The organism is Thalassospira sp. (genome assembly GCF_040218635.1).
Taxonomy (GTDB): Bacteria; Pseudomonadota; Alphaproteobacteria; order Rhodospirillales; family Thalassospiraceae; genus Thalassospira.
The window spans coordinates 40838-54586 of the sequence record NZ_JAVJRB010000011.1 but is presented as its reverse complement, the minus strand read 5'-3'; the positions used below and the strand labels follow the sequence as shown (position 1 = coordinate 54586).

Annotated in this window: 11 protein-coding genes and 1 tRNA gene; 7 read left to right on the top strand and 5 right to left on the bottom strand. The window is 53.8% G+C overall.

Annotation, left to right across the window (positions count from 1 at the left end; translation table 11 throughout):
- Positions 1-6: 6 nt before the first annotated feature.
- Positions 7-1029, top strand: coding sequence for a zinc-binding alcohol dehydrogenase family protein (locus RIC05_RS11600; protein ID WP_350048768.1), 1023 nt, complete (start codon positions 7-9; stop codon positions 1027-1029).
- Positions 1030-1123: 94 nt separating this feature from the next.
- Here the strand turns inward: RIC05_RS11600 and RIC05_RS11595 are convergent, their stop codons facing one another.
- A complete protein-coding gene (locus tag RIC05_RS11595; RefSeq protein ID WP_350048770.1) occupies positions 1124-2062 on the bottom strand; it encodes a LysR family transcriptional regulator in 939 nt (312 codons plus the stop codon).
- Between the two features lie 150 nt (positions 2063-2212).
- Between RIC05_RS11595 and RIC05_RS11590 the strand changes: the two genes are divergently transcribed.
- The gene (locus tag RIC05_RS11590) at positions 2213-2992 is read left to right on the top strand and encodes an NAD(P)H-dependent oxidoreductase (RefSeq protein WP_350048772.1); all 780 of its coding nucleotides are present in this window, start codon (positions 2213-2215) and stop codon (positions 2990-2992) included.
- Between the two features lie 62 nt (positions 2993-3054).
- Here the strand turns inward: RIC05_RS11590 and RIC05_RS11585 are convergent, their stop codons facing one another.
- Complete coding sequence (locus RIC05_RS11585) at positions 3055-4041, bottom strand: HpcH/HpaI aldolase/citrate lyase family protein (RefSeq protein ID WP_350048774.1); 987 nt, start codon at positions 4039-4041, stop codon at positions 3055-3057.
- 325 nt (positions 4042-4366) lie between these two features.
- Here RIC05_RS11585 and RIC05_RS11580 point away from each other — a divergent pair, with 325 nt between their 5' ends.
- The 3 genes from RIC05_RS11580 to RIC05_RS11570 all read left to right on the top strand — a co-directional run bounded on the left by RIC05_RS11580 (position 4367) and on the right by RIC05_RS11570 (position 8872).
- On the top strand, positions 4367-5578 hold the full coding sequence (locus RIC05_RS11580) for a GGDEF domain-containing protein (RefSeq protein WP_350048776.1): 1212 nt from the start codon (positions 4367-4369) through the stop codon (positions 5576-5578).
- A 180-nt stretch (positions 5579-5758) separates the two neighbouring features.
- Positions 5759-7540, top strand: coding sequence for a calcium-binding protein (locus tag RIC05_RS11575; RefSeq protein ID WP_350048778.1), 1782 nt, complete (start codon positions 5759-5761; stop codon positions 7538-7540).
- Positions 7541-7636: 96 nt separating this feature from the next.
- Positions 7637-8872 (top strand): calcium-binding protein, encoded by a 1236-nt coding sequence (locus RIC05_RS11570; RefSeq protein WP_350048780.1) that lies wholly within the window; start codon positions 7637-7639, stop codon positions 8870-8872.
- 59 nt (positions 8873-8931) lie between these two features.
- Here RIC05_RS11570 and RIC05_RS11565 read toward each other — a convergent pair whose 3' ends face one another.
- Entirely contained in the window at positions 8932-9453 is a 522-nt protein-coding gene (locus tag RIC05_RS11565; protein ID WP_350048782.1) for a glycine cleavage system transcriptional repressor, read from the bottom strand.
- A 260-nt stretch (positions 9454-9713) separates the two neighbouring features.
- Here RIC05_RS11565 and RIC05_RS11560 point away from each other — a divergent pair, with 260 nt between their 5' ends.
- Together RIC05_RS11560 and RIC05_RS11555 are read left to right on the top strand one after the other, a co-directional pair.
- A complete protein-coding gene (locus RIC05_RS11560) occupies positions 9714-10202 on the top strand; it encodes a fasciclin domain-containing protein (RefSeq protein WP_502989549.1) in 489 nt (162 codons plus the stop codon).
- A gap of 294 nt (positions 10203-10496) precedes the next feature.
- The gene (locus RIC05_RS11555) at positions 10497-12581 is read left to right on the top strand and encodes a methyl-accepting chemotaxis protein (RefSeq protein ID WP_350048784.1); all 2085 of its coding nucleotides are present in this window, start codon (positions 10497-10499) and stop codon (positions 12579-12581) included.
- An 84-nt stretch (positions 12582-12665) separates the two neighbouring features.
- Here the strand turns inward: RIC05_RS11555 and RIC05_RS11550 are convergent, their stop codons facing one another.
- Positions 12666-13424 (bottom strand): tellurite resistance TerB family protein, encoded by a 759-nt coding sequence (locus RIC05_RS11550; protein WP_350048786.1) that lies wholly within the window; start codon positions 13422-13424, stop codon positions 12666-12668.
- 223 nt (positions 13425-13647) lie between these two features.
- Positions 13648-13724: transfer RNA gene (locus RIC05_RS11545), tRNA-Arg, on the bottom strand.
- Positions 13725-13749: the final 25 nt, after the last annotated feature.

Sequence of the window (13749 nt, the reverse complement as noted above, 5' to 3'; positions counted from 1 at the left end):
GCAAATATGAAATCCATTGGAATTCATCGGCCTGCACCGGTCGAAACGCCCGGGCTTTTCACCCAGATTGAAACCGAAACGCCGACCGTCGAAGGTCGCGATATTCTGGTGCGGGTCAAAGGTGTTGCGGTGAACCCGGTCGATTTTAAAGTTCGTAAGGGCCGGGCCGAAGAAGGCAAATTTACCGTGCTTGGCTGGGATGCAGCGGGCGTTGTCGAAGCCGTTGGTGAAGACGTCACCCTGTTTCGTCCAGGCGATGAAGTCTGGTATGCCGGTGATGTAACCCGGTCCGGGTCAAATAGCGAATTTCAGCTTGTTGATGAACGCATCGTCGCGCCAAAGCCCAAATCGCTTGATTTTGCGGCGGCTGCGGCTTTGCCGCTGACCACCATCACGGCATGGGAGGCAATGTTTGACCGGCTTTTGATCGACCGCACGGCGACGGATGCCAATGCCGATAAAACCATCCTGATCATTGGCGGGGCCGGTGGCGTTGGATCGATTGCCATCCAGCTTGCCAAACTTGCGGGTCTTCAGGTCATCGCAACCGCATCGCGCCCGGAAACGGTCGAATGGGTCAAAAATCTTGGTGCAGATCGCGTGATCAACCATCGCAAGCCGCTTGATGAAGAACTGGCTGCGTTAAATGTTGCGAATGTGGATTACATTTTCTGCACGTCTGAAACCGACCAGTATTTTGACACCATGGCAGCGTTGATCGTGCCGCAGGGACGGATCGTGACGATTACCGAAGCCTCGGAAAATCATAATGTCGATCTGCTCAAGGCAAAATCAGCCAGCTTCTCCTATGAATTCATGTTCACCCGGTCGATGTTCACGACCGATGACATGATCGAACAGCACAAGCTTTTGGCAACTGTTGCGCAGCTTGTTGATGACGGTGTGATCAAAAACACCGCCAATGAAAGCTTTGGCCCGCTGACACCGGAAAGCCTGCAAAAGGCGCATATCCTTCTTGAAAGCGGCAAGGCAATCGGCAAGATCACGTTTGAAGGTCTGGGCGCTTAAGCCCACGCGATTTTAAGCGGCATATAAACAACGGATGTCGTGCGTAACGACATCAAAAAGACCGATCTCGCACAATGCGTGGATCGGTCTTTTTTTATGTCATTCCGGACTGTCGAGACGGTGCAGGAGCCGGAGGTTCGATCAAATTTGTGATCCGTTCACGCAGCCAGCGATATAAAGGATGTGTTGTTGTGCGGTCATGCCAGACCAGCGCCATGTCAAATCCGGTCACCGGAAGCGGCGGTGTTAGCACCTGAATACGGCCGGGGCGGTCATGGGCCACCCGGCTGGGGACAAGGGCAATCATGTCGCTGCGTTCGACAATTTCCGGTACCACAAGAAACCCCGGTGCAGACAGGGCCACCCGGCGCGTACGGCCTGCCACGGCCAATGCATCATCTGCGGGACCGTGGAAGCCGCCGCCTTCGGGCGAGACGATGACGTGATCAAGATTGCAAAAGGTATCAAGGTCCAGTGCGCCCTTTATCGCCGGATGATCCGCACGGGCGATGGCGACATACTGTTCTGTGTAAAGTTTACGCATGCGTAAGTTTTGCGGCGCTGTTTGCGGCGTTGTCAGGGCAAAGCTGACATCGCCACGGGTCATTTGGCCGTCGAGAACGGCAGTATCGATTGTGCGCCATGCGATCTTGATCCCGGGGGCCTCGGTGCGCAAAGCCTGACTTAGCGGGATGAGGACCGAATATTGCACATAGTCACTGGCGGCGATGGCAATCGTGGCGTCGGCCTTTAGCGGATCAAACGGGCTGCCTTCGGCGATGACCTGACGGACGCCTTCAAGCGCGATGTGCAGGGGGTCTTGTATTGCAAGTGCGCGTTCAGTCGGGATCATGCCGCGCTGCGAGGGCAATAATAGCGGATCATCAAGCAGTTCACGCAATCGCGTCAGCCGGGTCGATATGGCAGGCTGGCTGAGATTAAGGCGTTTGGCCGCGCGTGTGACATTGCATTCGGCCAATAAGGTATCGAGCGTGACCAGCAGATTGAGATCAAGGTTTTTGATATCATTCATATTTATACCAGCAAATAAAAACTTCAATTTCAACAATAGCAAAAACACCGGGCATGATCACGCATCAAACCCAAGGAATTGAAGAAAGGACCAGCGTTATGAGCAATGTTCTTATTGTCCATGCCCATCCCGAGCCGAAATCACTGACCAGTGCGCTTAAAGATATCGCTGGAGAAGCTGAGTGCGCGTGGCCACACGGTGAAGGTTTCGGATCTGTATGCCATGGGATGGAAAGCCGTTGCCGATGAAGATGATTTTACCGAACCGCATAATCCGGATCGTCTGATGTATATTGCGGAATCCCGTGATGCCTTTGCAGCGGGAACGCAAAGTCCTGACATCGCAGCCGAACAGGAAAAACTATTGTGGGCGGATGCGGTTTTGCTCAGCTTTCCGCTTTGGTGGTTTGGCATGCCAGCGATCCTTAAAGGCTGGTTCGATCGGGTGTTTGCCTATGGGTTTGCCTATGGCGTGGGTGTGCATGGCGGGGAACGCTGGGGCGACCGGTATGGTGAGGGAACCCTTATGGGGCGGCGCGCGATGGTTATTGTGCCGATTGGCGGACGTGCCCCGCATTATAGCGACCGCGGGGTGAATGGCAGTCTTGAAGACATTCTGTGGCCGATCCATCACGGGGTGCTGTTTTATCCCGGAATGATGGTAATGCCGCCGTTCCCGGTCTATCAAAGCGACCGGATGGACCCGGATGGCTGGAACCGTGTCGTGAAAGAGTTCGAGCAGCGTCTGGATGGATTGTTTGTTGATCCGCCAATACCGTACCGTACGCAAAATGGCGGTCATTATGATAGTGACCAGCGCCTGAAATCAGGGCTTGGCGAAAATGAAGGGGGTATCCGCATTCATCTGGTACAGCCCGATGATCCCGCGGAAAATCTGACGGCGGGCAATAAGCAGCGCATCGCGTCCTAGGCCCTATCAGATGGTTGGCAAACGAAGGGCGAAGCCGCCCTTCATTTGCACCATTCGGGCGGTTAGGTGTTGTCGAGCGCCGCGATGGCTTCGGCCTGACGCACCATGACTTCGGCCTGTTTGATCGATGCGATATCGATCAGGCGGCCATCAAGGGCAACGGCACCGGCCCCTTCGGACTGGGCTTTTGCCATCGCTTCAAGGATGCGTTTTGCCTTGGTGACTTCTTTTTCGGACGGTGAATAAACCTCGTTCGAAAGACCGATCTGGCTTGGATGGATGGCCCATTTGCCTTCGCAGCCGAGCACCATGGCGCGTGCCGCCTGTGCGCGGTAACCATCGGGATCGGAAAAATCACCAAACGGCCCGTCAATCGGGCGCAGGCCATTGGCCCGTGCGGCAACCACCATGCGGGCAATGGCGTAATGCCACATATCGCCCCAATGGTAATCACGCGGTTTGTCGCCATCCTTGTCGGTCAAAACCCCGTAATGCGGGTTCGGGCCGCCAATGCCGGTTGTCATGGCCTTGGTGGAGGCGGCGTAGTCGGCCACACCGAAATGCAGGCTTTCATTGCGCGGCGAGGCGGCGGCAATTTCGTGGATGTTTTGCATGCCAAGGGCGGTTTCAATGATCAGTTCAAACCCGATGCGTTTTTTGCGCCCCTTGGCGGCTTCGATCTGGGTTGCCATCATATCAAGCGCGTAAACATCGGCGGCGGTGCCGACCTTGGGGATCATGATCAGGTCAAGACGATCGCCCGCCTGTTCAAGAACATCGACAACGTCGCGATACATATAATGGGTATCAAGTCCGTTGATGCGGACCGAAAGAACCTTGTCGCCCCAATCAACGTCATTGATCGCAGCGATGATGTTTTTACGTGCCTGTTCCTTGTCACTGGGCGCAACGGCGTCTTCCAGATCAAGGAAAATGGCATCGGCCTTGGATTTGGCGGCTTTTTCAAACAGCTCGATCCGGCTGCCGGGAACGGCAAGTTCTGATCGGTTTAGCCGTGCCGGGGCCGGGGTCGGTGTGGTGAAGCTCATGATTACGTTTCTCCAGAACCTGTCATTTCAATCGTCATCGCAAAGACCGAAATCGCGCGATGTCTTGGGCGTGTTATTGCGTCCTGTTTTCAGGATCGTACCGTGGCCGCCGTGACAGTTATGTGGTCCGCGATCATTGTGCGTCGCAGTAAGGTTGCATTCAATTTATGGTGCAGATGCGAATGCGTGCAAGCTTAAAACGCGTTTCTGCCATTGTGCTTTCGACCAAGGCGGGGCGTAAATAAGAAAAAGTGGGAATAGCGGGATAAAGCAATAGCCCCTTAACCCGTCAGTGGTTAGATTACCGCCGATATCCGGGGTCGGTATGCTGTATTTGGCCCTGACGGTCACATCAGCAGGTAGTATCGAACGCCCCATGCGTCGCGCTTATTCCACCATTGTTTCTGCCAGCCTCGCCCCCGTTCTTATCATGGGTGCGTGTCTGGTGCTGGCGATGTCGCCGACTTTGGTGCCGAGCGAACTTTCCGGCCTTGTCCGGTATGGCCCATTTTTATTGGCGATGTTTGGCGGGGTTATTGGTTGGTGGTTTAACCGTGGGCGTGCGGTTTTCGTCATGTTGCTGTTGCTGGTGTGTTACTGGCTACTGGTTGGCAATGGCGCAGAATTCCAGCCAGATGGTTTGGCATTTTTGCGCATCGCGACGCTTTATCTGATCCCGGTCAATTTGCTTATTCTCGGCTTTACGGCCGAACGCGGAGTGTTAAACCCGCGCGGCATTGCCAGAATGCTGATACTGGGGTTGCAGATTTTCGTCATGTTGATGTTGGCCGGCCAACCCGATGTTGGATCAGCGCTGTATCATTTGCTGGATACGCGGTTCTTTGCCAGCACCGGTATTTTAAACGCGATGCCCCATCCGGCGATGATCCTGTCTGTGCTTGCCGTCATCTTGCTGTTGATACGGTACAAGCCGCTTGAAACAAGCTTTGCCGCGGCGATCATTGCCATCACGGTGGCAACGGTGATGGGGCCGGGTGCCATTCAATATGGATATCTGGCCGCAACCGCCGTGGTTCTGGCCGGATTGGCGCAAGAAGCCTGGCGCATGGCCTTTGTCGATGATTTGACCGGGCTTGCGGGGCGGCGCGCCCTTGGTCATGCGATGGCCGAACTTGGCAGCCAGTACACGATTGCCATGCTCGATGTGGATCACTTTAAAAAGTTCAACGATACCTATGGCCATGATGTTGGCGATATCGTTTTGAAAAAAGTCGCCCGCGAACTGGCCCGTGTCGGCGGTGGGGGTAAGGCGTTCCGCTATGGCGGTGAAGAATTCACCGTTGTCTTTGCCGGACGCAGTGCCGAAAAATCGTATGAGCCGCTTGATGCCCTGCGCAAACGGATTGCCGAGAATAAAATCACCGTGCCGGAAAAAAACAAAACCGTATCGGTGACGATTTCCGTGGGGCTGTCAGAGCGGGACGAAGATGAAACCGATCCATGGGGCGTTTTGAAACGCGCAGATCAGAAGCTGTATGATGCGAAACAAAGTGGTCGCAACCGGATCTCATCATAAATACGTGAATTGAAAGTCAATCAAAACTAAAATCTGGCGCAAATTTTGAAGTAAAAACGATCTATTTTGTTTTGATTATTGGTCGTTATTAGTTCGATATATTTATATTTATTATCGTTTTACGATTGAAGTTGTGGTGATAGTCTTTTCGAGTCTTTTCATTATTTATGGAGACTCATCATGGCGCGTATCATCGGTACAAATCAAGACGACGTGATCTGGGACGAATGGACCAATGACACTGTCTATGGCCTAGAAGGCGATGACACCATCTATGTCGGCAGTGGAGACACGATTATCGGTGGCGCCGGGGCGGATACGTTTATTTCCCGGACGAGTAGCAAATACGCGCTTTCCTATGAACGGTCGGACGAAGCCGTTCATATCGAGTTTTATAATAATTATCATGACGATCCAAAGACCCGCGATATCGAACTTACTGCACATGGCGGGGATGCCGAGGGCGATACGTTAGAGCTTTACAACGACAATTATTACTACCGGCAACAGTTCGACATCACCGGTTCCGATCATGATGACCATATTCAGGGCGAACTTTATTCCGTTGATGGCGGCGGCGGTGCCGATACGATTGTCTTTGATTATCGGGATGTCAGGTCTCTTTATCCTTACGAACCGACGGTGACATATGTCAGGTCACCAGAAGGTGTCATTTTCGATCAAGGTAGCATGACCGGTGTTGGGGGCGATGCGGACGGCGACCAGATTTCGTTCCTTGATGCGCGCGAAAATCCCGATCTCAATGTACGGGGATCCAATCATGACGACACCTTGATTGCCGGTGAAGAACACGGCGGGATTCTAAAAGGTGCTGGCGGGGACGATTTCCTTGTCGGAAGTGGGCGTTCCAATGAACTTTGGGGGGAGTGGGGCAATGACACACTCCTCGGCAATGATGGCGATGACACGTTAAATGGTGGATCGGGGGCCGATTTCATCAATGGAGGTGCTGGTCAGGATGAAGCCACATTCATCCATTCCAACGAAGGTGTTCAGGTCGAATTGACCGATGGTGCGGCGATTGTCAGTGGCGGCCATGCCGAAGGTGACGTTATTACCGGCGTCGAAAACATTTTTGGGTCGCGCCATTCTGACGTCCTGATTGGGAATGACGGCGACAACGCCATCGACGGCTTTTACGGATATGACTCGGTCTATGGCGGCGAGGGAAATGACACCCTTTCGGGCACATTTGTGTATGGCGAGGCCGGGGATGATATCTTGTATGGCCAGCAGCACGGGATGGGCGGCCGAGATATGCTTGATGGCGGGGATGGCGACGATACCCTGTTTGGCAATGACGGGGGCGATCATCTTTATGGCGGGGACGGCAATGATACGCTGACCGCCAGTAACATTTTTTACGATGATTTCTTTGAGCCTGATTCTACCTCTATCTGGGGTGGAAACGGGGACGACGTGATCAAGGGCGATGTCGCAGATGACGCCCTGTTTGGCGGCGATGGTGATGACGTTATGAACGGCGGGTTCGGCGATGATTACATTTCGGGCGGTGCTGGTCGGGATGTGATCACTGGCGGCACCGGAAATGACCGGGTTTATGGCGGGGACGGGCATGACGTCCTTGATGGCGGGTCGGGTCAAAATGACTGGGTCGAAGGTGGTGATGGCAACGATCTTTTGACCGGCGGGACTTTCGTTTGGCGTGTCTTTGAAGGCGGGGCCGAACGCGACCGCATTGTCGATTTTAATCCCGACGCCGGGGAATTCAGCGATCATTTGCTGTTTGGCAAAACGTTTCAGGAAAAAAGCGGTATCGAGAATTTCGATGATTTCCTTGATCACACCACTGAAAACGACGACGGCGTCTATGTCGATTTCGCCAACGGGCGGCACTATGCCTATGGGGTGCAAATCGATGACATGACACTGGACGAATTGACGTCTGACAATGTCATTTTTGCCGATTATCTCGAATAGCACTGCGTCGGACGACGGCATTTGATTTGGGGCAGGGGCTGTTCGTTGCGCCCAAAAATCAGGACCCTTACCCCGGAATGATAGACGGAGGATATGATGACACAGGTTTTCGGAACAGATGGCGACGACGTTCTGTATGAAACCACTTACAGTACGCTTTACGGCATGGATGGTGATGACCTTCTTGTTGGCGACAATGGCATCAGTTCGCTGTTTGGCGGTAACGGTGATGACACGCTTGTCGGTGGCGGCGGAAACGACCGACTGACCGGCGGCGCCGGGGCGGATGTCTTTGAAGGTGGCCCGGACTTCAGGGATGCGGTCTTTTATGACGGTGAAAATGCCACTGATGCGGTTCAGGTAAACCTTGCAACAGGCACAGGTGCCGGTGGCGAGGCCGAGGGGGATGTTCTTAAAGGCATCGAAGTCGTCTATGGCACCGAATTTGACGACACCCTGATCGGCAGTGATCAAAGCGATGTTCTGTGGGGGCGTGGCGGGAGTGATCTGCTTGTTGGCGGGGACGGTGACGATTTTCTATATGGCGATTATCTTGGTGATACGTCTGGTGACGACACCATCCTTGGTGGCGATGGCAATGACACCATGACGGGTCGGGATGGCAATGACATTCTGGTTGGCGGCGAGGGGAATGATCGTCTTGCTGGTGGGGCTGATGGCGACATCCTGTTGGGTGGGGCCGGGAAGGATACTCTTGATTACAACGATAACGGCACCGAAGGGGTGACGATTAATCTTGCGACCGGCGCGGCATCGGGTGGAACCGCCGATGGTGACGTTTTTGACGGGTTTGAAAATGTCCGCGGTTCGCGTGTTGCCGATGTGATTACGGGCGATGAGGTACGCAACCATCTGGACGGATTTTACGGCGATGATTATCTGCGTGGAGGTGATTTCCACGATGCCCTGACGGGCGGTGGGGGAAACGACACCCTTGAAGGCGGCGATGGCAATGATCTTCTGACCGGTGATGGCCGGGATGCCTATGGCGCACCCGGATCGGATACCTTTTTATGGACGGTTTTTGAAGGTGGTGCCGAGCGCGACCGCATTACCGATTTTGATACTGGTGAGCAGGGCGACCGGTTCGTTTTTGGCAAAACGTTTCAGGAAAAAAGCGGCATTGAGAGTTTCGATGATTTTCTGGATCACGCCACGGAAAATGAAACCGGTGTTTATGTCGATTTTGCCGATGGTCGTCATTATGGCTATGGCGTTCAGGTTGACGGGGTCACGCTTGATCAATTGACAGCCGAACATGTTGTCTTTGATGACGACAACGATGGTCAGCCGCCGATTGACGATCTGTAATCGGTGCTGTTTTAAACCTGATCTGCCCAGCAGAAATTACGGTTGAGCAGGGCGATGTTCTAAAGCTCGTCGAACTTAAACACCAATCGCATTGACCCGGCTGTATTGGCCAGTGTTGCCAGACAGTTGCTTGCCCGTTCCGGTGCGATTGCCACGGCAAAGCGCGTGGTGTAGATCCGGGCGTCTTTTTCATCGGTGGCCGATGCGGCAAGGCGCACGATATTGGCATTATATTCGATGAAAATTTCCGAAAGTCGTGCAATCAGCCCGGGCTGATCAATGCCGGAACATTCGATCATGTGGGTTGCGCCCGGTGCGGTGGTCAGTTCCGGGGCGGCGGCGATTTCTTCCACCTTGATATCTGCATTTTCCAAAGTCAGTTCGCGCAAGGCTGTTTCGCATTCTGAAACAAGGCTGCTATCTGGCAATTCACAACTGGTTTCGAACTTTGCCATGCCGTCCTGAATGGCAAAGGATGTCGGGCCCAGATTGGTGCCGATATCAAAAAGGCGACCGCAAATTTCCGAGACAAGGCCGACACGGTCAGAACAGGAAATGGTGATGCGCGCATTTGCATTCATTTGGGCGGCTCCATCAAAAGCAGGTGTGCAGAGAGGTTATCTTGTCAAAACCGATCATATCATCGCCGTCGCATGAGATGCAGTGATTATTGGGTTCGGTCAACAGGGCGCGCTTTTACGGTGCGCGGTTACCTGCGGATTATAGGCTGATGATCACAATCATATGATTGAACTGATCGCGGGGACGGCTTCGTAAGCTTCATGACAGCGTAATTTGGAAACGCAAAATCCAACATAACAAACTTACAGGAGTTTGAGTCATGAGTGCGTTCAGAAAAACGATTATCGCTACAGCGACCGGTGCCGCTTTGACGTTCGGTGCGATGTCAGCCAAAGCAGCCGACATTGTCGACACCGCGATTTCCGCGGGATCGTTCAACACGCTGGTCGCGGCAGTCCAGGCTGCGGGATTGGTTGAGACACTTAAAGGTGACGGGCCATTTACCGTCTTTGCGCCCACCGATGATGCCTTTGCCAAGCTGCCGGCCGGGACTGTCGAAGACCTTCTGAAACCGGAAAACAAGGATAAGCTTGTTGCTATTCTGACCTACCACGTCGTGCCGGGTAAAGTAATGGCCGCCGACATTGCCGGTAAGGAAATGATGGTCGAAAGTGTGCAGGGCGACACGATTGATGTAAATGCGATGAACGGTGTGATGGTCGATGAAGCAACCGTCACATCCGCCGATATCGAAGCGGATAACGGTGTCATTCACGTGATTGATTCCGTGATCATGCCGGGAATGTAATTCCGCGACCTTGATGTCTCATAGTGTCTATCAAGCAGCCCGTCGCCGTTTGCGGCGGGCTGCTTTTACATATGCACGGGCGGTGACATCGACTTCGTCAGCGGTTGTGACCGCAAACCGGTTTTGCCGGTGAAAACTAAAGAACAGGGCATAGTGATTTGATATTGCCCATTAGTTCAGGCAGTCTATGCAATAGTATTACTTTTTCGCCGTTGGCGGTAAACACAGATTCAGGTCCGGAGGCTGCACGCTTTTGACACAGAAAATGTCGTGCTTCGGAAAGTAGGGGGATAGATGAACAATCTTGCACTTGGGGCAAAGATCGCCCTGTTTTCAGCCATTGTGGTTGCCTTGGCATTGGTGATTGTCATTGCGCAGTCTTCCAGTCGGGCATTTGATGCCGCACGGAGCGGCGGCATTTCACAGATGCGCAGCGAAATTCGGTCTGCTGCCAATGATATGTCCGAAGTTGTTGAAACCGCCCTGACAGCAAGTGCCGGATTTGCCGATATCGCAAGTGCAGTGGCAAAAAACGGCAAATCAGCGACCAACAGTGACGGGCGCGAAGTGCTGAGCCAGACCTTGCGGGAATCCCTTGCTGATCATGAAAGCTGGTTTGGCACCTGGACACTGGCGCGGCCAAATGTGTTTGGGGGGTCGGATGCCGACTGGGTTGGGAAATCCGGCGGGGATATTGCCGGTGTTTACACGCCTTATTGGGTGCGCGACGAAGGCAATATCGTCATGGATACCGACGAGGACTATGACGCGACCGAAGATTTCGCTGAAGATTTCTATACCGTTTCAGAAGCAAGCAAACTTCCAGCCGTTCTTGAACCCTATGTCGAGACGTTGACCGATGATAGCGAGGTTGTGATGACCTCGGCCACGGCACCGGTCATTGTGGATGGCAAGGTCATTGCTGTGTCGGGTGTTGATCTGGAACTTGGCGCACTTCAGCGCCGTGTTGCCGAAGAAAAGCCGTTCGGGGTTGGAAAGGTCTGGTTGGTAACCGATACCGGTGCCGTTGTTGCCCATCCTGATCCGGAAATGCTTGCAGAAAATCTTGAGGCAACCGGTGTCACGTCAGAACAGCTTGCCCAAGCCCGTTCCGAGGGCTTCATAACCGCTGAACTTGACGGGGTTGAAAGTTATCTGGTTGCCCTGCCGGTTCAGTTTGGCAAGGCCCCGCAAATCTGGACGATTATCGGGGCCGTGCCCAGTGATGCGGTGCTTGCCAGTGCCAACAGTGCTGCACGCGAAGCCATCATTATTGGTCTTATTGTTTTGGTCGCAGCGATTGCTGCCGCCTTGATGGTCGGTAAGCTTCAAGCCCGCCCGATTTTGAATTTGGCCGGTGTGATGGGGAAAATGGCGGATGGCGATCTTGCCACTGAAATCCCCCATATCGGCCAAAGCAATGAAATGGGCAAAATGGCTGCGGCCTTGGAAAATTTCCGCGATAAATCGTTGCGCGCCAAGCAGCTGGAAGACGAAGCCGAAGCCGCAGAAAAGCGGGCCGAGGGTGAGCGCAAGCAAGCCATGAACAAGGTCGCTGATGATTTTGAAGCCAGTTCCGGGCAAGCCGTGGCGTCGGTGAGTTCGGCGGCCGCCGCCCTTGGCGAGATCACACAACGCATGGGGCGTCTGGTTGAAACGGCACGTAGCAGAATGGCCGATGCCACGGGCGGTGCCGATCAGGCCAGCGAGAATGTTCAGGTTGTGGCGTCTGCCGCCGAAGAACTTCTGGCTTCGATCGAGGAAATCGGCCAGCAGGTTTCCATGGCCGCAGACGTTGCACGCGAAGCCGCACAAGAGGCCGGTACTGCAACGGCCAATATCAGTGATCTGGATGGTAAAGCACGCCAGATTGGCGAAGTTGTCACCATCATTCAGGATATTGCCGCCCAGACCAATCTTCTGGCGCTTAACGCAACAATCGAGGCCGCCCGTGCGGGTGAAGCCGGCAAAGGCTTTGCTGTTGTCGCAAATGAGGTCAAAGGACTGGCAAACCAGACGGCCAAGGCAACGGATGAGATTTCGGAACAAATCAGTGTCATTCAGGTATCGGTCAGCGGGGCAGTAGAGACCATCGGGCGCATTGACGACGTTGTTGGCCGTGTCGAAGGCATTTCAACGGCGATTGCATCGGCCGTTGAAGAACAAAGCGCCGCAACGCGCGAAATAGCCAATAGTGCGGGCAAGGCATCCGAAGGTGTTCAAACCTTTGCCAGCAATATCGGTGAGCTTGCCCAGTCGATTGAAGAGGTTGGCGGCGTTTCCCAGGATGTTCAGGGGGCTGCAACCAATCTTCAATCTGATAGCAATTCGCTTGAAGGGTCTGTTTCGACCTTCCTTAATGCCGTGCGGCGGGAATGAGTTTGGTTTAGTCCCGGCATTTGAGCGTAAAAAAACAGGGGTCGTGATAAGCCCCTGTTTTGCATTTTGGGTGTCTGTCAGATGTCAGGTGATATTGTGGCTGCGGGCACTTTGTGCCTGAAAATCAAGGTGCTGGCGCAAAGCCATATCAAGGCCCAGACAATCGCCAAGTCGTTCAAGATAACGTTCTTCCTGCGGGTCATCGGGATCAATGGCCAGACAGGAGGCCAGATAAATTTCTGCACCCTGTTCAGGGGTTTTGGCGAGCTTGGCCGTTTGCATCGGATCGGCAGAAGATGAAAAGGCATCGAACAGAAAGGCTTTTTCTTGCGGACCAAGATTCAGGTTATTGATCTGTTTGGTGATGCGGGTATGTTCCGTCTGATCAATATGCCCGTCGGATTTGGCCGCAGCGATCATGGCGCGGATCAGGGACAGGCGAAAATCGGCATTGTCGCTGCTGCGTTCTGTTTCGGGCGAAAAGCCGCTATCGGCGGGGACGCGATCAAGGTCGGTGTCCTGACTGTGGTCTTTGGGGGATGTATTGCTTTTGTAATCGCGCCAGGCTTTGTAAGCCAGACCAGCAACAAGGGCGGTGCCGCCGTATGCCAGCACTTTACCACCCATTTTCCGGCCTTTCTTTGAGCCGAGAACGGCTGACATCAAGCCGCCACTGATCGCACCGCCGACCAGACCGCCACCAACACCACTGCCCAAGCTGTTGCCAACCATGTTGGCCAAACCGCCTTTGTTTCCAGCGGTGTTGCCGAAATTACCCGACGCGGCCGAATGTCCGCCACCCGTGTTTCCCAGAACGTCGCTTAGAAGCTTTCCGATATCCATGAGCATCTCCTTCGTTTTTTTACTTTGCCTTATGCTCGATATGTTTGGCGGGGAGAAAACGGCAAGGCGCGCAGGGGTGAAGGTGCCGTTTGCGGCATCGTTTGCCGACAAAGCAGTGAAATGGATCACATTTTGCCAATGAGATCAGGAGGATGTTTTGGGGAAGTGTTTGGATGGGGCTTGAAAATGACAAAGGCCCGACGGGTAACGTCAGGCCTTTGGATGGTGCGCCCGGAAGGATTCGAACCTCCGGCCCTCTGATTCGTAGTCAGATACTCTATCCAGCTGAGCTACGGGCGCATTTTATCGTATGTTAAATGGCAAG